This is a genomic window from Streptococcus parasalivarius (assembly GCF_054785155.1).
The window spans coordinates 128,259-147,739 of sequence record NZ_BAABOB010000003.1; the positions used below are offsets into that span (position 1 = coordinate 128,259).

A 19,481-nucleotide genomic window follows, 5' to 3' on the forward strand; every position below is an offset into this window, starting at 1 on the left:
TATATTTCACCGACTTTACGCAGTTAGTGAGGTTGATAGGCAGTTCGCCATAGCGACTGCCGTAGACTAGCAAGTGCTTGGCACTTAGAGAGTCTTGCATGGTAACGACACGAAGGAAAGTTGGTCGATTATACCGACTTTGTGCAGTTAGTGAGGTTGATAGGCAATCCGCCATAGCGGCTGCCGTAAACTATCAAGTGCTAGGCACTTAGAGAGTCTTTCATGGTAACGACACGAAGGAAAGTCGGTCGATTATACCGACTTTACGCAGTTAGTGAGGTTGATAGGCAGTTCGTCATAGCGACTGCCGTAGACTAGCAAGTGCTTTAGCACTTAGAGAGTCTTTCAACGTCAATCCACAAACTCAAATTCGAAGTTACCGATACGAACAATGTCCCCATCCTTGGCGCCACGTTCACGAAGCGCTTCATCAACTCCCATACCACGCAATTGACGAGCAAATTTCATAATAGATTCGTCACGTTCCATGTTAGTCATGACAAAGAGTTTTTCAAGTTTCTCACCAGAAAGTACCCATGAGGCATCGTCGTCACGGCTAATTTCAAATGGACGTTCATCCTCGTTAAAGCCGTAGTAAACTTCTTCTTGTTCCATATCATCTTCGCTATAAAGCAAGAATTCGTCGGTCTCATCAAGCAATTTTGCAGTAGCTTCTAAGAGATTTTCCAAACCTTGGTGAGCCAAACTTGAAATTGGGAAAATTTGTGGCAACTCATCGAATTCATCGTAGTTAGCAGCCAATTTTTCCTTAAACTCTTTCAAGTTTTCCTCAGCCTCAGGCATGTCCATCTTATTAGCCACAATAATTTGTGGGCGTTCCATCAAGCGTAAGTTGTAAGTTTCCAACTCTTTATTGATCTGAAGATAATCCTCGTAAGGATCACGTCCTTCACTCGCTGACATGTCAATCACATGGAGGATAACACGTGTACGCTCAATGTGGCGAAGGAACTGCGTTCCCAAACCAACACCCTGACTAGCCCCCTCAATCAATCCTGGAAGGTCAGCCATAGCAAAGCTCTCACCTGACTTAGTACGGACCATTCCCAAGTTAGGAACAATTGTCGTAAAATGATAGGCACCAATCTTTGGTTTTGCTGCCGTTACCACACTGAGAATCGTTGATTTACCAACAGATGGGAAACCAACCAAACCAACATCAGCCAAAATCTTCAATTCCAATTGAAGTTCGCGTTCTTCACCTGGTTCACCATTTTCAGCGATTTCAGGAGCAGGGTTACGAGGTGTTGCAAAACGGATATTTCCTCGACCACCACGTCCACCGTGAGCAATGACAAACTCTTGGCCATCTTCAACCAAATCAGTAATAACCTTGCCAGTCTCAGCATCACGAACTGTCGTACCTGGCGGGATGCTAACGATGAGGTCTTCAGCACCTCGACCATGCATTCCCTTGGTCATCCCTTTTTCGCCATTCTTAGCCTTGAATTTACGGTTATAACGGAAATCCATAAGGGTACGCAAGCCTTCGTCAACCTTGAAAATGACTGAGCCACCCTTACCACCGTCACCGCCCCAAGGACCGCCATTGGGTACATATTTCTCACGACGGAAAGCGACCATCCCGTCACCACCACGACCAGCTTTGACACTAATCTTGGCTGTATCTAAAAACATACTCATCTCTATATCTCTCTTTCTGATTCATGTGTCCTATAACAAGACATTCTCATATGAGAGAATTTCTGACAGACACAAAAAAACGCTTGATAGCGTCTTAAAGGACAGCTGCGACTGCTTGGAAAATCAATGCCCCAACTGTTACTAATAGCATAATCAAAACGACCAATACTGTTAGACGTTCAAAAAATGATTTCTTACGTGGTCCGTTATCTCCAAATGCCACTTGAATTTACCTCGTTTTTTCTTCTATTATTTCACAATAATAGTAACAAAAATCTTCCCATTTCGCAACTCTTAACTAGCTTAAGCCAAAGGAATTCCAAAAACAGCTAAAGCTTCCAACTCCTCCTCGGTTAAACGTCGCCAAGCACCAAGTTCTAAATCATCTGGCAGACTTAAAGGCCCCATACTCATACGTTGTAACTCTGTCACTTCCTTACCACAAGCAGCTACCATACGCTTAACCTGATGGAATTTTCCCTCAGCAATGGTAATCTGAACCAAGCTAGTCCCAGCATCCCTATCTACGGATACAATCTCTAGTTTAGCTGGTTGGCAAGTGTGGTCTTTGAGTTCAATCCCTTTTTCAAAAGCCAGAATATCCTCCTGATCCATGATACCATCCACCTTGGCTTGATAAATCTTGTCCACATGTTTCTTTGGAGATAGCATGGCGTGAGCTAAGTCACCATTATTGGTCAATAGAAGAAGACCATGAGTGTCAATATCCAAGCGACCAACTGGAAAAACTTGCTTATGTCTTGCTGTGTCATCGAGTAAATCGAGCACTGTCTTGTGACGGGCATCCTCTGTTGCTGAAATGACACCCTGAGGCTTATTTAAAAGATAGTAAACAAAGGTCTCATGTGTCAGCTCCTGACCCAAGTAAGCAATTCGGTCTTTATTCTCATCAATCTGAGCCTTAGGTGACGTCTCCACTTGACCATTTACAGTCACTTGCTTCTTTTTTAGAAAGGTCTTGACCTGACTACGACTCCCGACACCACAGTCTACCAAAAACTTATCCAGACGCATCTAAACTTCCTCCTTTATTGGAATCCAAACTTCCATCTCATAATCTTCAGCCTGACGATTTCCTGGCAGATAAACCTCTACAGTGGGCTGGTCAATCATTTCAAAATGGTTCTTAGCATAGTGAAAACTCTCCCAAACAGCTGCCGTTGCAGGCCCTCTAAGTTTAAATACCGCATAAGTAGCTGGTGCTAGAGCAATCATTTCCATACTATCATCCTCACCAGCCAAGGCTGTTACATAAGTCTTGCGACTGCCATCATTGATCCGAATGCCATAGGTAGAAACAGACAAATCATCTTGTTCTGCTAAAAAAGGTACCCAAAGGAAGTCTGTTGGCTTACCTAATTCCTCGCCTTCAAAAGCCATCCCTGAAAAACTCAAAAATCCCTTCCGAACAATCCTCACATCATAACGAACGGTTACTAAATCCAACTTTTGAATCACCTTTTTCAGTTTTGTCAGCTCAACTGGAACCTCGTCCGCTAGGACATAGGAAATCTTTTCTACAAATGCTTCTTTTTCGGCATTACCAGAGCCTATAGGAACCAAGACCCAATCTTCTGCTGCAACACTTTGATTTTCACAAAGATAGGTAAAGTGCTTTCCTCCTTCGTTAAAAGACACATCAGCTAAACGAAAAAGAGGTTCAGGCAAATCGACAACCACCATCTCAAGCCCGTTTGCCTTAAACAAGAGCTCTTGATCTCTTAAACGAGCCTTCATAGCCAAGCTATCACTATCAATTGAAAAGGTGTTGTCAGTGTCCATTACAGACTGAAAGAAGGCCTGGTGTAAACCTGAAAAAGTCCAAACAGCATGCCAACGACACATCATCTCATAATCGTCAATGGTCACCAGAAGAGAGAGCTCCTGCTGGTCAGATGCATAGGAATATGCTTGAACGCCCAGTTGGTTTGGTGTCAGGTAGTCATTAACAAAGACCGCAAAGTCATCCATGGTTTGAAAATCTGACATAAACGCTCCTTTTCTATTCCTCGACCGAGCCTGTCACATACATAGTAAATGTAGCCCTTGTAAGAATTTTCTCTTCCTGATTAGTAATGACAACTTCCACCACCTTGGTCGTCTTGCCATTATGAACACACAATCCCTCAATCTTGAGTTGGTCAGACAAATGCCCTGCCTTGAGATAATTGATATTAGACTGAAGCGTCACCGCATAGTCACCTGTTGAAATGGCTACGAGCCCTGCGACCTGGTCACAAAGCGTAAACAGATATCCCCCATGAGCATTACCAAAATAATTCAGGGACTTCTCGACTACCTTAGTTATCACGATAACATGTCCCGTTTCAAATAGTTCTTCTTGAAAATTCTCAAATACACGGATCTCATGTAGTTTGTCTTCCATAGCAAGCCCTCCTATCGTTGCTCATTCCACACCTAGTGAAATGACACGTCTTTATCTACTAGTATAACACGAAGTTCATAAAGGATAACAAGCTTATTTAGCTAAGCTAATATCAACCTTAATATCTTCACGAAAAAGCTTCTTCACTCGACAATAATTATCCACAAAAGCCAAGAGTTCTTGTTCATTTTCCAAAATCAGATCCTTAGGTAAATGAATCGCAAGTGTGAAATGCCCTTCTTCATAGTTGGAATCAACCTGAATAGCAAGCTCCTCAATTCCCTGATACTTGGCAAAATAACTCTGTAGACACATGGTCACGCAAGAAGCCAAAGCAATATTCACCAGGCTCATAGGTGTTTCCCCATCTTCCGTATAGCCAAAAAGTTCTACAGGTGCTCCATACCCCTCTGAAAGTGAATGGAATCGTTTGTCACCTTTAATTGTTGTTTGATACATCATATCACCTCAATCTGTTTTTATTATTATAACAAAGAGAGGCCTAAGGACCGAGCTGAACGATTTGAAATATCTATCAAAAAAACAGAAAGCGTAAGGGTTTTTAACTCTTATTTTCCAATAGATTAGTCTTGTACAACACTGATATTACCTAGGGATTCCAGTTGAGTAAAAACGACTGGGAGCGCTTTTAAAATTTTGGTTTTTCATTTAAAATGAATTTATTAAGAAAAAAGGGAGTCTATTATGAAAACATTTTCTAAATTAACTTTAGCCTCTGTCTCAGTTCTTGCCTTGTTGACCTTAGCAGCATGTGGCAACCCTAAAGACAAAACTGACTCGTCATCTTCAGCACCATCATCAAGCAAGGTGACCAAAGAATCTTCTTCAACTGATTCAAGTGCTTCAGTAAAAGTCAACAAAGATGGATCAACTGAAGTCAGCGACGGAAACGGTAACTCAGCAAAAACAAACGGCAACAACACTGTAGAAGCTAACGATAGCGAAGGTAACAGCGCAACAGTTGGTCAAGATGGTTCAGTCGAAGTTAATAGCCAAGACGGTACAAACGTCAAAGTCGGATCAGACGGAACTGTTTCAATTGGTAACTAAATAAGATAAAAAAGGCTAGCTATTCTGCTAGTCTATTTTTTAGATTTAAATTGATGTAAACGCTTCCTGAAAGTGCTATAATAGGCGTGGAAATCCAAATTCAGGAGGTGAGACAATGAAAAATAAAATCATCTTGGGATGTTTGGCTGCAGCGACTTGTGAGATTCTCTTTGGGCTCAGTTTTATATTTACCAAATCTATTACAGCACAGGTCAGTGACCTGGCTTTAATCTCTTGGCGTTTTGTCACAGCCTTCCTTTTTATTAACCTCTATTTTCTCATCAGTCGACGTCGGATAACAATTAACGGTAGAAATCTTAAACCTCTGACACGTATTGCCATTCTTAATCCTATTATCTATTTTATCTGCGAAACGATTGGGATTCGGATGACTACTGCCTCTGAAAGTGGAGCCTTTCTCGCCTGCATCCCAGTCGTTGCCCTTATCATGTCTAGTCTTATTTTGAAAGAATGGCCAAGTCGTTGGCAAGTGGTCGGTGTCATTACAACCCTCATCGGTATTATCATTGCTGTCTTTGCTGCTGGCGGTTCTACCCACTTCTCCCTGGTGGGCTACTTGATTCTAGGTCTAGCAGTTGTCTCCTACGCCCTGTATTGCGTTGATGTTGAAAGGGCTAGTCAATTCAGTAGCCTTGAGATTACTTATTATATGCTTGCCAGTGGTTGCCTGACATTTGGACTCTTTGCTCTCAGCCAAGGCTTTCTAGCAGGCGATTTGAAAGAGCTCTTGCTACTCCCTGTGACCAATCCAAAATTCACTATCACCATCCTTTATCAAGGCTTGGGATGCAGTGTTCTGGGCTATCTTCTATCAAATTTTGCCATCGCAACTATCGGGGTTAACCGAACAGCATCCTTTATTGGGATTTCGACAATTATCTCAATTCTAGCGGCTGTCGTTGTCTTAGGAGAACCCTTCTCGCATTTACAAATTTTTGCAGGAATTTTAGTCGTCTTGGGCGTCTATGTGGCCAATAAAACCTAAAACTCTCGGGAATTAATCTTCCGAGAGTTTTTAGTCTTAATCAAGCTCTGTTTGGATTAACACGACGAGCTCTTCCTCATTAGGAATGCTACTTACCGCAGTCGGCTCAGGTAAAGCCTTATCTCCATACCCCTTAATAATATGTGATAAGAACACAGACGCTTTTGTCATGGCAAGAGGTAAAGAATCTGCCCTAATGCTACGACCAAAATCAGGAAAACTAATTTGATAACCTTCCTCAATCGTGTGAAAAATCGCTGGATATTCGTATAACATGTCTCTTCCCCCATTTCAATACTATGCTCCTCTATGATAAGATGAGTTTTAAGAGAAGTCAACCGAAAATCGTTATAACAAAGGTATTGAAACCATTTAAAACAATACAGCAAAGTTAAAATAAGGCTTAGTCCGTATACAACTTGAAAAAAGTGGCACCGATTCGGTGCTTTTTTGTTGCCCCAAAAGTCCCTTGGAATTATCCAAAGGACTCTTTTTATAGCTACTATTTCTTAACCTCATCCAAAATCTCAATCACCTTATACAAATCTGGTTCTGTGATTTGGTAAGGAGCTGGTTGACGGACAATTGGTTTGGCACAAAAGGCGATACCTATGCCAGCTGTCTTAATCATAGGCAAATCATTGGCTCCATCACCCATAGCAATGGTTTGCGAGAGTTCGAGACCATTTTCTGCTGCCCAATCTTTGAGTTTGGCTACCTTGACATCTTTGGTGACAATGTCACCATAGACCTTACCAGTTAAGACACCGTCAACCACCTCTAGGTGATTAGCCTTAACATAATCGATTCCTACTTCAACTGCTAGTCTATCCACAGTCTCATGGAAACCTCCAGAAACCAAGCCTACCTTAAAGCCACGGGCGTGGAGTTCATCTACAAGTTCCTTGGCTCCCTTGTTGAAATGAATACGGGCGTAGACCTTGTCAAATATACTCTCTGGCAATCCCTTGAGGGTCGCCACACGCTCATTCAAGGCCTGTCTAAAATCCAATTCTCCACGCATGGCACGCTCTGTGATTTCAGCAACCTTTTGACCAACGCCTGCTTCTTCTCCCAATAAATCAATAACTTCTTCTTGGACTAGCGTAGAATCTACGTCCATAACTAATAAACCTTTAACTTCTGACATAATTACCTCGATTCTTCGATGTCTATATAAGCCTTCACTAGATTTAATTCAAATATGAAATGAAAAACGGACCTTACAAAAAATTCTGGACCGTAGTCCAGAATCTTTCTCTTACATACGAATTTGTTCGCGTGTCTTCTCGTAAGATGATACAAAACGATCTGTCACACCTGGTTCAACTGTTTCCAAGGCATAAGAGATTTCTTCCAAAGATGCATCATAATCATGATCAACCTCAAACAATTTAAGTGCATGCTCAAAGCTACTTTGAACAGCAGGTTCGAACGAACGGTAGCGGTTTGAGTATTGCAAGAGTTGCTCAGTCAAGGTTGCATTTTGAACAACCAAGTAAGCAGTCTCTTCCAAATGATCAATGGCGTTTTTAGATGTTTCTGTCAAACGCATTACCGCATCAATATTAATACGGCCACGGCTAAGTTCGTCCATAAGGGCCTCAATTTGAGCACTAGTTGAGAAGAATACACTCAAGAAGGACTGAGGAATACCTGGCAGGTTACGTTTTTCCATGTAACGCTTGATAACATGCAATTTATTAACATAAACATCAAGCTCTTCACGTGCTTTAGCTTCGTTTTTCTCAATAGCCAGAAGATTTTCAAAGACCTCAACCTGACCGTTTTCAACAGCTGACAAGGTATTAAGACTCTTTTCAAAGATTTTCTCAAGTTCTGAGAATGGTTTTACCTGAGTTTCAAAATTTTCAAGAGTTGGAAGAACAGCCGTCTCCACACCTGAAATATCAGATGCAAAGCTACGAACATCTGCCGCATATGTTTCATCGAAGATGTAAGTCAACATGAGACGCTCAAGCTCTTCTTGAAGTTTCTTGTTGTTTTCTTTAGCATGCTTGAGATAATCTGGCAAAATTTTCTTTTGACGCATAACAACCTTGTACGATGCAATTTCACGTTCAAAAATGCTATACAAATTGTCAATTTTTTCTTGAATCTCAGCGTTTTCTTCTTCCGCACGATCCAGATCAAGAGAAACCAACTCACTTGAGTTTGAACGGATAGCTTCACGAATTTCCTGGAAGCGACGTTCGATATTTTTCTCAGGGAAGTGGTAATTTTGCTCAATCAACTTGCGGTAGCCAGATTCCAAATCATCCAACTGATCTGGGAAATCATCTTCCAACTTAGCTACAATGGCTGGAATCTTCTCTGAAATTTGACCCAAAGCAATAGTATGCTCCTCTGCACGGTCCAAAATGGTTGATGCCTCAACAGGGTCACCTGATGAGTTAAGAGTCACGAATTCAGCAAACTCTGCTTCAATGTTTTTAAGCTGTTTATTGATTTCACTCATAGTAGAGCCAAAATTATCAGAGTTTTCCTCGATAGAATTTTGCAACTCTTCGTACAAGTCAAGTGCGTGTTTAACGCGAGCACTGTTCTTTTCTTCTTGTTCTTTCAAGGTTGAGAGCGCCTCACGGATAGACTTAATGTCTTCTTCCACAAGATCTAACTGACTCTCAATATTATTGATTTCACCACTAGCCTTGAAGAAATGGAAGGTATCGTTCATATTTTCAGCTTCAAAAATATGATTTTCAATATCTGCGAATGAATTTGTCGAGATATCAATCCATTTCTGATTCCATTCACGGAATGTTGTTTGACTTTGTCCAATCAAGTGAAGCTTTTTAACTTCTTCAATTTCTTCGTTAATTGGCAAGTCAAACAATTTTTGCTTGCGTTCTTCAAGCTGTGCAATCCGCGAATCATTTCGTTTTCTAATAAGAATACCGACTAAGTAAGCGATAATTACGAGTATAACTACCACTACAATCAGTAAAACAATTCCGCTAGACATAGTTTCTCCTTAATCGTCTATTATGTTCATAAATGTAGAATAACATTACGATTATATCATAGTTATCCTAGCATTGCACCCTTTTCTAAAAGAATATTAGATATCTAGAGTACTGTAAACGGCATTTTCTTCGATAAATTCGCGGCGAGGTTCAACCTTGTCTCCCATCAGCATATCGAAAATCTTATCTGCTTCTGCAGCGTCATCCACAGAAACACGTGCCATCAAACGATTTTCAGGGTCCATGGTTGTTTCCCAAAGTTGGTGGTCATCCATTTCACCCAAACCTTTATAACGTTGAACTGTAGGTTTTGAACGTCCCACACTATACTTTTCAAGAGCAGCACGCAATTTGTCTTCTTGATCGACACCTGGTTGGATGTATTCTTTAATCTCAGAACCAACCTTAACCCCATAAATTGGTGGTTGAGCAATGTAGACATAGCCTGCTTCCAAGACTGGACGCATAAAGCGGTAAATCAAAGTCAGAAGCAAAGTACGGATGTGAGCCCCATCGACATCGGCATCGGTCATGATTACCAACTTGTGGTAACGAGCCTTGCTGACATCAAATTCAGCTCCAAAACCTGTTCCCATAGCTGTGAAGAGAGAACGAATTTCTTCATTGGCTAGAATCTTATCCATGCTAGCCTTTTCAACGTTCAAAATCTTACCTCGAATTGGCAGAATAGCTTGGAATTCACGGTTACGACCTGATTTAGCAGATCCACCGGCTGAGTCCCCTTCGACAATGAAAAGTTCATTCATTTCAGCATTATTCGATGAACAGTCTGCCAACTTCCCTGGAAGGTTAGAAATTTCAAGACCTGACTTCTTACGTGTCACTTCACGGGCACGCTTAGCGGCGATACGAGCCTTAGAAGCCAAAATCCCTTTTTCAACAATCTTCTTAGCGATTGCAGGATTTTCCAAGAGGAAGCGACTCAAAGCTTCACTGAAGAGACGATTGGTAATCTTAACCACTTCAGAGTTTCCAAGCTTGGTCTTAGTTTGACCTTCAAACTGTGGGTTTGGATGTTTAACAGAGATGATAGCAGTCAAACCTTCACGAACATCATCCCCTGTCAAATTATCATCTTTTTCTTTGAGAATCTTATTCTGACGCGCATAGTCATTAATGACACGCGTTAAGGCTGTACGGAAACCTTGTTCGTGAGTACCACCTTCATGGGTGTGAATATTGTTTGCAAAACTCATCACTGTTTCATGATAGCCAGTTGTGTATTGCATAGCAACTTCAACCGAAATACCATCCATCTCACCATCAGTGTAGATAGGTTCATCAAAGATAACATCCTTGTTTTCATTGATGTATTTCACATAAGATGTGATACCACCTTCGTAGTGATAATGTTTCTCTTGTTCGAGACCTTCACGCTTATCTGTGATAGAGATACGGAGCCCCTTGTTCAAAAAGGCTAATTCTTGGATACGTTTAGCCAATTTTCCAAAATCAAACTCGGTTGTCTCTTGGAAAATCTCTGGGTCTGGCGTAAAGTGAACAGTCGTACCATGTTTCTCTGTTTCCCCAATTACTGCCAAATCTGCTACCACTACCCCACGTTTATACTCTTGGAAGTGGATATGGCCATTTTTATAAACCTTAACATCAAGTTGTGTTGAGAGGGCATTAACGACCGAAGAACCAACCCCGTGTAAACCACCAGAGACCTTATAACCGCCTCCGCCGAATTTACCACCAGCGTGAAGTACTGTAAAGACAGTTTCTACCGCAGGACGGCCAGTTTTTTCTTGGATATCGACTGGAATACCACGACCATCATCGACAACCGTAATAGAATTGTCCGGCTCAATAAAGACTTGAATATGAGTGGCGAAACCAGCCAAGGCCTCATCGATTGAGTTATCGACAATCTCCCATACCAAATGATGCAATCCCTCTTTTGAGGTTGAGCCAATATACATACCCGGGCGCATACGTACCGCTTCAAGTCCCTCTAGGACTTGAATCTGGCTGGCATCATATTCTTGCGCTTTTTCTTCAAGATTTTTTAATTCATCAGTCATTTATGTCACAATCTCCAATAATGATTTATGGCCGTCAACAAGCAAGGTATCCAGACCCGCTACTTTTCCTGCCTCTATATCTATCTGGCGGTCACCAATGACCAAGCCGTGTTTAATATCGTATTTTTTAATTAAATAAAGGAAACTATCTGGACTCGGCTTTCTAGCAAAACCATTTTCAGAAGTTACAACCTCTGTAAAATAAGAGGCAATTTCTGCTTTATCAAGGATGTCTAGCACCAAGTGATTACGGTGGCTAACCAAAAAATTACGCCCACCCTCTGTCACAATCTTAGCTAGGACAGCCCTAGCACCTTCAAAAAGAACAGGTTCCTGTAAATGCTTGGCTTCCTCCTGCTTATATAAGGTTCGAAAATCAGCTATATCAGGCGCAAACATAGCAATGGCAGTGCTCGTTGATACCTTAAGGGCATCATAGACTGCTTGAGGTTCTGCTGTACGCTCAAATTGTTCTAAAGTTGCTAGAAAGGCTTGGGTTGATACCTGGTAATTATCCAACAAGGTACCACCCAAATCCCAGATATAATCTCCATAATTCATAACCTTAATTATAACATAAAAGGTCAGATTTTGCTTGCTTTTCACAGCTAAAAAGGCTTGGAAACCCTATCCAAACCTTAATTTTTTATTTCAGAATCAAACTCGCCACAATAGGACTAATAAAGACATATAGAATCCCTGTTACAGCGATTGAGAGACCACCCATGGCACCTGCAACTTGACCATATCTGAAGGCAGTTCCTGTACCTACAGCGTGTCCGGTTCCTCCTAGTGAAAGTCCGATAGCGACTGGGTCTTTAATCCCAATCATTTTTAGAAAGACAGGACCTAAGACAGAGGTTAAGATACCCGTAATAACAACTACAACCAAGGTTACCGTCGTAATCCCCTGCATTTTTTCCGAAATTCCCACAGCCATGGCAGTCGTTACAGACTTAGGAAAGAGCGAAATAGCCAAAAAATAATCCATTCCAAAAAGCTTAGCAATCAAGGCCGTGTAAGTCGTATTTAGAACACAAGCAACCGTTGATCCAATTAGAATACTCTTATAGTGATGGCGCATGAGGTGTAGATTTTTATAAAAAGGAACTGCTAGCGCGACTGTTGAAGGAATAATCAAACTGTTAAGATAAGAGCCACCGACATAGTAATCCTTGTAGGAAATTCCTGTATAGTGCAAAATGACGATAATCAGGGCAGTCGATACAAGAAGAGGCGTCGTCAAAGGATTAGGGAAACGGCGATAAATCAATAGCCCTAATGTGTAAGCTAGTACAGAAAGTGTTAGCCCAAACAAGGGTGTGTTAAAAAAATTAGCCACGTTTAACCTCCTCGTAATCACCTTCAAAATGTTTTTTGATGAAACCGACGACTACTGCAATCACTACAATATTAAGAACCAAGGCTCCCATAATAATCAAAATAATAGGGACAATATTCGCTGAAATAGCATTCCAACGTTCCATAATACCGACACCTGCTGGCAAAAATAGAATAGTCATATTGGCAATTAAAAATTCTGCCACAGCATGTATATGACGTAGACGAATCCACTTAAGCTGAAGAGCAATCAGAAGCAAGAATAAGCCAATAATGCTTCCAGGAATAGGTAATTTGAAGAATGTTGACAGAGCTTCACCAATAACGGCAAACAAACAAATCAACATGAATTGAACGTAGTATTTCACAACTTGCCTCCTAGGTTTAATCACCTATTAGTCTACTCCTTTTTTTTTGAATTTCAAGAGTTTTCAGTAAATTCTTTTTAAAAATTGAGAGTCATAAATCAGCCCATTTGAACATAAAAAAATCCAACCCAAAGGCTGGACTCTATCACAGATGCCACCACCGAGAATTGAACTCGGAACGGAGCATTACCATTGCTCTATTATACCATTTAACTATAGCGGCAACTGTCTTAATCTTACCATACTTCTATTTACTGTGGCAAGATTTTTTGCTTATTTTTTATAAATTTAAGTCTTGGTATGGCGTACGGTAACCAACCTGTAAAACCTTACCATCTTTAATCAAGATAGGACGTTTAATCAACATACCATCTGAAGCTAAGAGTTCAACAGCTTCATCAAGAGATAGCGTTGGTAGCTTATCCTTTAATCCTAGAGATCGGTAGGATTGTCCACTCGTATTAAAGAATTTCTTAAGTTCTAAATCTGACCCTGCCAAAAGCTCTTTTAAAAACTGAGCCGAAGGTGGGTTTTCCTTAATATTAATAGATTTAACATCTAAACCTAATTGATTGAGTTCCGCCTTTGCCTTACGACAAGTGCTACATTTGGGATATTCATAAAAAGTGTACATGTTTTTCTCCTTTTTTCTAGCATAAAATATCTGTCTAAGACTTGTCAAACCTAATGCCTTCTAAATGAAGTAAAAAACGCTTGGCTTCTTCTCCTGCTGCATATTTTCCTATATGACCACTACTAGGAAGAACCCGATGACAAGGGACGAGAACCAACCATGGATTCTTACCAACAGCAGTTCCTACGGCCTGTGCCGATTGACATGAAATCACTTTTCCAATCTGACTATAGGTTCTACTCTGCCCCGAAGGAATGTCCTGTAAAGCTGACCAAACCTTTAACTGGAAGGAGGTCCCTCTATCTGCTAGAGGGAGGGTATCTGGACTTGGATTATTACCTTTAAAATAAGCCTCTAACCAATCCCTCGTCATTTTCAAGATAGGATTTGAGGTGTCTACTAATTCCTCTTCCTTAATACCTGCCTGAAAATGCTTTTGTCCCTCCAACCAAATGCCATAAAGCGCTTGGTCACTTGCCACCAAACACAAGCGTCCAATAGGAGATAAATAATACTGACGATAAAACATATATTTATTATAACAATAAAGACAGGAATCTCTTGTTCCTGTCAATTAACTCTTATTATTTACCTTTAATCAAACGCACACGAACGATATTGTCGCTAGCCTCAAACTTAGCAACCAATTCATCAATCTTAGACTTGTCTGATTCATCAAGGTCAAGAAGTGTATAGGCATAGTCTCCCTTAGAACGGTTGATGATATTATCAATATTGATATTAAAATCAGAAACCGCTGTAGAGATACGAGCCACAATATTAGGCACGTTTTTATTAATCAAGGTGATACGGTATGGGGCACTCAAGGCCTGTTGTACACGTGGGAAGTTAACAGAGTTAACAATCTCACCTGTTTCCATGAAACGACGAATGGTTTGACCAGCCATAATCGCACAGTTAAGTTCTGCTTCACCTGTTGATCCTCCAACGTGTGGGAAGACAGTCACATGAGGTTTATTAAGTAGCTCTTCTGTACCAAAGTCGGTGATATAACGTTTAACCACACCTGTTTCCAAAGCATCAAAGAGGGCATCGTTATCTACCAACTCTGCACGGGCAAAGTTAATGATAGTTGTCCCTTTTTGCATAAGGTTAAAGGCATCCGCATTGAAAGTTCCTTTTGTGTCAGGTGTCAATGGAACGTGAACAGTGATATAATCACAGTTTTCAAAAATCTCTTTGAGATCAGAAACACGTCTTACATGGTGAGAAATATTCCAAGCTGCTTCAATAGAAACGTATGGATCGTAACCATAGACCTTCATACCCAAACGGTAAGCATCATTGGCAATACGTGCACCAATAGCACCAAGCCCGATAACACCAAGGGTCTTACCAGCAATCTCGCTACCAGCAAACTGTTTCTTCCCTGCTTCAATTTGTTTAGGAACATCGTCACCACTAAGTGTGTTAACCCAAGCATTGGCCGCAATATAGTCACGTGCTGAGAGTAAGATAGAGGCCAGAACAGCTTCTTTAACAGCGTTAGCATTGGCACCTGGAGTATTGAAGACAACAATTCCTTTTTCAGTTGCTTCGTCAACTGGAATATTGTTAGTTCCTGCACCAGCACGCGCAATAGCTTTCAAGTTGTCAGGGAAGACGGTATTATGGAGATTTTGACTACGAATGATGTAGGCATCTGGATTTTCCGCTAAATCACCATCAATTTGGAAATGATTTCCAAGTTCCTTCAAACCAATCTGGTTAATATTGTTATATGTTTTTACACTAAATACCATAATTTTATTCCTCTTAAATCAATGTATCCCGTGGTGAGCTGCTTCATCAACTTCTTGATAAAAGGCTTTCTCACGCTTGGTTTTGATTTTCTGATAAGCAAGACGTTCACCATCAATAGGGACCTTGCCACAATAGACATAGCCAAGCTTCTCCAAAATATGCTGCATGATAAGATTCTTTTCATGCGTGTCGCAACGAAAATCATGAGCATCAGTTCCCTCAATAAGACCTTGAATAAAGGTTTGAGCGACCCTTTGACCCGTAACCTCAGTCAAAACAGCAACCCTATGGAAAGTAATGTAGCGCTTATTGTGATGTTTCCAGTCTCCATCATAGATTTTGTCGTAAGCAGGGTCTCCATCAGTAATCACCGCAGCATAAGAAACAATTTGACCATCAATGAGTCCTACATAGGCCTGTCCCTTAAGGACATCGTCGAAGATTGTTTCTTCAGTAGGGTAACCATCAGCTCCTTGCCATTGGGTGCTACCAGCTTCTGCTAAAGCAGTTCTAGCACTCTCAACGACAGTCATAATAGCCCCAATTTCATTTGGAAAGGCTTGTCTAATTTCCATCTCTTTACCTAATTATTTATTTTCGGCTTCAAATTTCTTCATGAAGTCAATCAAATCAAGCACACCTTGACGTGGGAAAGCATTATAAACACTAGCACGCATACCACCTACTGAACGGTGTCCTTTGATATTCTTGAAACCAAGAGTATCTGCTTCTGCTACAAACTTAGCATCCAACTCTTTACTTGTTGTGATGAATGGAATGTTGCAGACAGATCGATCCTTGGCATCTTTGACAGGGTTTGTGTAGAAATCAGATGACTCAATGTAATCGTAGAGAAGACCTGATTTTTCACGTTGAATTTCAGCCATCTTGTCTACGCCACCAATTTCATTTTTAACCCAGTCAAAGACGAGTTTTGAAATATAGATGTTGAAACATGGTGGTGTATTGTAAAGTGATCCTGCTTCAGCTTGAATACGGTAATCCAACATGGCAGACAATTGTGGCTGGTCATTAAGGAAGTCCTCACGAACGATAACTACTGTTACACCAGCTGGTCCGATATTTTTTTGAGCTCCAGCGTAGATAAGGGCAAAGTCCTCAACATTGTAGCGAGCTGCCAAAATATTTGAAGACATATCAGCTACAATTGGCACACCGTTAGTATCAGGCAAATCGTAGATAGCTGTACCTTCAATGGTATTGTTCGTTGTCAAGTGAACATAGGCAGCTTCTGGATCAATTGTTGCTGGGTCAAAACTTGGGATGTGATCGTAAACAGTTTCTTCTGAAGAGGCCAAAAGAATTGGTTCGAAAGGAATGGTTTTTGAAAGTTTAACAGCTTCTGTATAAGCTTTTTTACCCCATGAACCACCTACAAGGTAGTAAGCTTTCTTATCTTGAGCGAGGTTAAGTGGGACCATTGTAAATTGTGTTGAAGCACCACCTTGCAAGAAAATAACCTTATAGTTATCAGGAATGGCCATGAGCTCACGAAGTGTCGCTTCCGCATCTTTAACGATCTTGTCAAATTCTGGAGAACGGTGGGACATTTCTAGCACGGACATACCGGAATCTTGATAGTTAAGCAATTCAGCCTGCGCTTTTTCAAGCACTGGTTTTGGTAATGTAGCAGGTCCTGCTGAGAAATTATAAATTGTCATAAAGACACCTCCAAAATTTTAATGGTCCCATTATAGCGAATTTTCTGAATATTGTAAAGTCCTAACAGTAAAAAACGAACGGAATTAACCGATCATCTTTAAAAAGTTAGGCATTTTATGTATATTTTTATCAGCATTTGATTTTAGTATCCGTTTATTTCTGCTTAAGAAAATAAGCTGCTCCAATCAGATTAGCTCCATTATGATGATGACAGGCCACAATCTTCGGACGTTTAATAATTTTACCAATAAAGTCAATCTCATGGTGAACCTTATCAAACTGGCGGTTGACCTCCTCGATAAGAATAGGCTGGGCTGAAATGCCACCTCCAATAACAAAGGTTTCCATATCAAAAATGGTTTGAAGATTCAAAATGGTAATGGCTAAGTTACGGCAATAGCTTTCAAAAAATGGATAGACCATTTTATCTCCTACATTGATTGCCTCAAATGCGGCTAAACCATTCTTTAAGTCAGAGTTACCTAACACTTCATTAATTTTGGTAATTAAACCTACAGCTGACAGAGTCATGCCTCGCATCAATGAAGGCTCAACTTTTTCCATTTGAACTGGTAAAATAAAGGTCAACTCGCCCGCTTGAAAGTGACTTCCTTGAAAAAGTTTACCATTAATTATAAGTCCACCACCAAGACCTGAACCCAAAACAAGGGCTGCACCATTGGTCACTCCTTGCAAATGGCCTGTGACTAGCTCTGCCAAGGCTGCCGCTTTACCATCATTAAGAGCCATTACAGGCAAATGGTACTTGGCTTCAAGGACCTCTTTAATACGAAAACCATGGAAGAACCTCAATAAGCCACCATGATAAATGACACCTTCCTCAGTATCAACCGTCCCAGGAACACTAATAGCAATACCTGATAGCTTGGCTTCAACTGAAGTAACTATATAATCAATAACATCAATAGCTTGGTCCAAGGTTTGTGGAGATGACTGCGTCGGCAGACTTTTTTCAATGACAAACTCCTCTGAAACAAGTGCTGACTTTACCTGTGTTCCTCCAAAATCAATCGCTAAAATCGTCATAATCATCCTCCACAGATTGTTTTTCGTCATTATAGCATAAAAGAGCTAATAGTAGAAAAAACGGTTTCAAAATGCTATCATAAACTTACAGAATTAGATAAAAGGAGTATCTCACATGACTAAATTTCTACACACTTGTGTCCGTGTCAAGGACCTAGAAACCTCACTTAAATTTTATAAAGAAGCTCTTGGTTTCAAAGAAGCTCGTCGAAATGATTTTCCAGAATATAAGTTCACCCTTGTCTACTTGCAACTCGAAGATGATCCTGATTACGAGTTGGAATTAACCTACAATTATGACCACGAAGCCTATGATTTAGGAGATGGATACGGTCATATCGCTATTGGTGTCGATGATTTAGAAGCTACACACCAAGCTCACAAAGAGGCTGGATACACTGTTACAGACCTCTCAGGTCTTCCTGGTAAACCAAAAATGTATTACTTTATCACTGATCCAGATGGCTATAAGATTGAAGTTATTCGTTTGGCTCAATTCCTAGAAAAATAAATCAAAAAAGTCAGATCGTATAGATCTGGCTTCTTTTTGTGCTTAATTTTTATTATCTGCTTTCAAGGCTGACAAAATTTGGGTACGAATATCATCCACACCGTTTGGATTATTTGGCAAGAATAAGGTTTGATTACCTTTAGCCGCAAAAGTATTAAGGGTATCCAAATATTGGTTAGTCAAGAGAATAGACATAATCTGCTCTTCAGACATCCCCACATTAGCCTCTTTAAGTTCTGCAATAGATTCAGCCAATCCATCAACGATAGCCTTACGTTGTTGGGCAATACCAACACCATGAAGACGATCTTTTTCAGCTTCGGCTTCGGCTGCTGTGACAATCTTGATTTTATCAGCTTCTGCCAATTCTTGGGCTGCTACACGCTTACGTTGGGCAGCATTGATTTCGTTCATAGACTGCTTAACTTCAGCATCTGGTTCAACTTTGGTAATCAAGGTCTTAACAATGATATAACCATAAGTTGTCATTTCTTCTGCTACTTGGTGTTGAACCTCAAGGGCAATCTCATCCTTTTTCTCAAAGAGCTCATCAAGCGTCAATTTAGGAACTGATGAACGAAGGGCGTCCTCAATGTATGATTTAATTTGAGCCTCTGGACGCATGAGTTTATAGTAAGCATCTGTAACATTTTGCTCATTTACACGATACTGAGTAGCCACATTCATCATAACAAAGACATTGTCCTTTGTCTTGGTTTCGACCACAATCTCACTTTGAAGCAAACGTAGTTGAATACGAGCTGCAATTTTATCGATACCAAATGGCAAACGCATATGGATACCACTCGTTGCGATTTTTTGATAGCGTCCAAAACGTTCAACGATAGCTACTGACTGTTGACGTACGACATAAAGCATACTGATGAGAATTCCCAAGATAAGTATGAAGGGAATTAGTAAAAAGAAAACTACTACTTGCATGTTAAGT

At 40.6% G+C, this 19,481-nt stretch carries 23 protein-coding genes and 1 tRNA gene; 3 read left to right on the forward strand and 21 right to left on the reverse strand.

Annotated features, from left to right (window positions below; all coding sequences use genetic code 11):
- Positions 1 to 351: 351 nt before the first annotated feature.
- The 6 genes from obgE to ACYVQ1_RS04060 all read right to left on the reverse strand — a co-directional run bounded on the left by obgE (position 352) and on the right by ACYVQ1_RS04060 (position 4,531).
- Positions 352 to 1,665 carry a GTPase ObgE gene (obgE, locus tag ACYVQ1_RS04035; protein WP_002891491.1) on the reverse strand — a complete coding sequence of 438 codons (1,314 nt, stop codon included), beginning with the start codon at positions 1,663 to 1,665 and terminating at the stop codon, positions 352 to 354.
- A 94-nt stretch (positions 1,666 to 1,759) separates the two neighbouring features.
- Complete coding sequence (locus ACYVQ1_RS04040; RefSeq protein ID WP_002884629.1) at positions 1,760 to 1,888, reverse strand: DUF4044 domain-containing protein; 129 nt, start codon at positions 1,886 to 1,888, stop codon at positions 1,760 to 1,762.
- Positions 1,889 to 1,968: 80 nt separating this feature from the next.
- The gene (locus ACYVQ1_RS04045; protein WP_461249924.1) at positions 1,969 to 2,700 is read right to left on the reverse strand and encodes a pseudouridine synthase; all 732 of its coding nucleotides are present in this window, start codon (positions 2,698 to 2,700) and stop codon (positions 1,969 to 1,971) included.
- Positions 2,701 to 3,675 carry a GyrI-like domain-containing protein gene (locus ACYVQ1_RS04050; RefSeq protein ID WP_461249923.1) on the reverse strand — a complete coding sequence of 325 codons (975 nt, stop codon included), beginning with the start codon at positions 3,673 to 3,675 and terminating at the stop codon, positions 2,701 to 2,703. It abuts the gene before it with no gap.
- Positions 3,676 to 3,688: 13 nt separating this feature from the next.
- On the reverse strand, positions 3,689 to 4,072 hold the full coding sequence (locus ACYVQ1_RS04055; protein WP_139724526.1) for a PaaI family thioesterase: 384 nt from the start codon (positions 4,070 to 4,072) through the stop codon (positions 3,689 to 3,691).
- Positions 4,073 to 4,165: 93 nt separating this feature from the next.
- Positions 4,166 to 4,531 (reverse strand): OsmC family protein, encoded by a 366-nt coding sequence (locus tag ACYVQ1_RS04060; RefSeq protein WP_037598323.1) that lies wholly within the window; start codon positions 4,529 to 4,531, stop codon positions 4,166 to 4,168.
- A 246-nt stretch (positions 4,532 to 4,777) separates the two neighbouring features.
- Between ACYVQ1_RS04060 and ACYVQ1_RS04065 the strand changes: the two genes are divergently transcribed.
- Positions 4,778 to 5,143: a histidine kinase gene (locus ACYVQ1_RS04065; protein ID WP_270615234.1), complete on the forward strand. Its 366-nt coding sequence runs from the start codon at positions 4,778 to 4,780 to the stop codon at positions 5,141 to 5,143.
- 115 nt (positions 5,144 to 5,258) lie between these two features.
- Positions 5,259 to 6,149: a DMT family transporter gene (locus tag ACYVQ1_RS04070; RefSeq protein WP_270326295.1), complete on the forward strand. Its 891-nt coding sequence runs from the start codon at positions 5,259 to 5,261 to the stop codon at positions 6,147 to 6,149.
- Between the two features lie 36 nt (positions 6,150 to 6,185).
- Here ACYVQ1_RS04070 and ACYVQ1_RS04075 read toward each other — a convergent pair whose 3' ends face one another.
- The 14 genes from ACYVQ1_RS04075 to ACYVQ1_RS04140 form a co-directional block, all read right to left on the reverse strand.
- Complete coding sequence (locus ACYVQ1_RS04075; RefSeq protein ID WP_002884756.1) at positions 6,186 to 6,425, reverse strand: hypothetical protein; 240 nt, start codon at positions 6,423 to 6,425, stop codon at positions 6,186 to 6,188.
- Positions 6,426 to 6,651: 226 nt separating this feature from the next.
- Positions 6,652 to 7,299, reverse strand: coding sequence for a phosphoserine phosphatase SerB (serB, locus tag ACYVQ1_RS04080; RefSeq protein ID WP_461249922.1), 648 nt, complete (start codon positions 7,297 to 7,299; stop codon positions 6,652 to 6,654).
- Between the two features lie 111 nt (positions 7,300 to 7,410).
- Complete coding sequence (gene ezrA / locus ACYVQ1_RS04085; RefSeq protein ID WP_461249921.1) at positions 7,411 to 9,135, reverse strand: septation ring formation regulator EzrA; 1,725 nt, start codon at positions 9,133 to 9,135, stop codon at positions 7,411 to 7,413.
- Between the two features lie 96 nt (positions 9,136 to 9,231).
- Positions 9,232 to 11,184 (reverse strand): DNA topoisomerase (ATP-hydrolyzing) subunit B, encoded by a 1,953-nt coding sequence (gyrB, locus tag ACYVQ1_RS04090; protein ID WP_048673771.1) that lies wholly within the window; start codon positions 11,182 to 11,184, stop codon positions 9,232 to 9,234.
- A complete protein-coding gene (locus tag ACYVQ1_RS04095; protein ID WP_048673773.1) occupies positions 11,185 to 11,745 on the reverse strand; it encodes an HAD-IA family hydrolase in 561 nt (186 codons plus the stop codon).
- Between the two features lie 85 nt (positions 11,746 to 11,830).
- Positions 11,831 to 12,526, reverse strand: a complete 696-nt coding sequence (locus tag ACYVQ1_RS04100) for an LrgB family protein (RefSeq protein WP_037598330.1) — start codon at positions 12,524 to 12,526, stop codon at positions 11,831 to 11,833.
- Positions 12,519 to 12,893, reverse strand: coding sequence for a CidA/LrgA family protein (locus ACYVQ1_RS04105; protein ID WP_037598332.1), 375 nt, complete (start codon positions 12,891 to 12,893; stop codon positions 12,519 to 12,521). The genes ACYVQ1_RS04100 and ACYVQ1_RS04105 overlap by 8 nt, the downstream gene beginning before the upstream one ends.
- A gap of 152 nt (positions 12,894 to 13,045) precedes the next feature.
- Positions 13,046 to 13,116, reverse strand: a tRNA-Thr gene (locus tag ACYVQ1_RS04110).
- Between the two features lie 57 nt (positions 13,117 to 13,173).
- Positions 13,174 to 13,527, reverse strand: a complete 354-nt coding sequence (locus ACYVQ1_RS04115) for an arsenate reductase family protein (RefSeq protein WP_037598335.1) — start codon at positions 13,525 to 13,527, stop codon at positions 13,174 to 13,176.
- 34 nt (positions 13,528 to 13,561) lie between these two features.
- Positions 13,562 to 14,056 (reverse strand): methylated-DNA--[protein]-cysteine S-methyltransferase, encoded by a 495-nt coding sequence (locus tag ACYVQ1_RS04120; RefSeq protein ID WP_104021263.1) that lies wholly within the window; start codon positions 14,054 to 14,056, stop codon positions 13,562 to 13,564.
- A gap of 55 nt (positions 14,057 to 14,111) precedes the next feature.
- On the reverse strand, positions 14,112 to 15,290 hold the full coding sequence (locus ACYVQ1_RS04125; RefSeq protein WP_080611865.1) for a 3-phosphoglycerate dehydrogenase family protein: 1,179 nt from the start codon (positions 15,288 to 15,290) through the stop codon (positions 14,112 to 14,114).
- A gap of 18 nt (positions 15,291 to 15,308) precedes the next feature.
- Positions 15,309 to 15,866: a GNAT family N-acetyltransferase gene (locus tag ACYVQ1_RS04130; RefSeq protein ID WP_461249920.1), complete on the reverse strand. Its 558-nt coding sequence runs from the start codon at positions 15,864 to 15,866 to the stop codon at positions 15,309 to 15,311.
- A 12-nt stretch (positions 15,867 to 15,878) separates the two neighbouring features.
- Positions 15,879 to 16,973: a 3-phosphoserine/phosphohydroxythreonine transaminase gene (gene serC, locus ACYVQ1_RS04135; RefSeq protein WP_461249919.1), complete on the reverse strand. Its 1,095-nt coding sequence runs from the start codon at positions 16,971 to 16,973 to the stop codon at positions 15,879 to 15,881.
- Between the two features lie 154 nt (positions 16,974 to 17,127).
- Positions 17,128 to 18,021 carry an ROK family protein gene (locus tag ACYVQ1_RS04140; RefSeq protein WP_461249918.1) on the reverse strand — a complete coding sequence of 298 codons (894 nt, stop codon included), beginning with the start codon at positions 18,019 to 18,021 and terminating at the stop codon, positions 17,128 to 17,130.
- 115 nt (positions 18,022 to 18,136) lie between these two features.
- Here ACYVQ1_RS04140 and gloA point away from each other — a divergent pair, with 115 nt between their 5' ends.
- The gene (gene gloA / locus ACYVQ1_RS04145) at positions 18,137 to 18,532 is read left to right on the forward strand and encodes a lactoylglutathione lyase (RefSeq protein ID WP_461249917.1); all 396 of its coding nucleotides are present in this window, start codon (positions 18,137 to 18,139) and stop codon (positions 18,530 to 18,532) included.
- A gap of 42 nt (positions 18,533 to 18,574) precedes the next feature.
- Here gloA and ACYVQ1_RS04150 read toward each other — a convergent pair whose 3' ends face one another.
- On the reverse strand, positions 18,575 to 19,474 hold the full coding sequence (locus ACYVQ1_RS04150; RefSeq protein WP_461249916.1) for an SPFH domain-containing protein: 900 nt from the start codon (positions 19,472 to 19,474) through the stop codon (positions 18,575 to 18,577).
- Between the last annotated feature and the right edge of the window lie 7 nt (positions 19,475 to 19,481).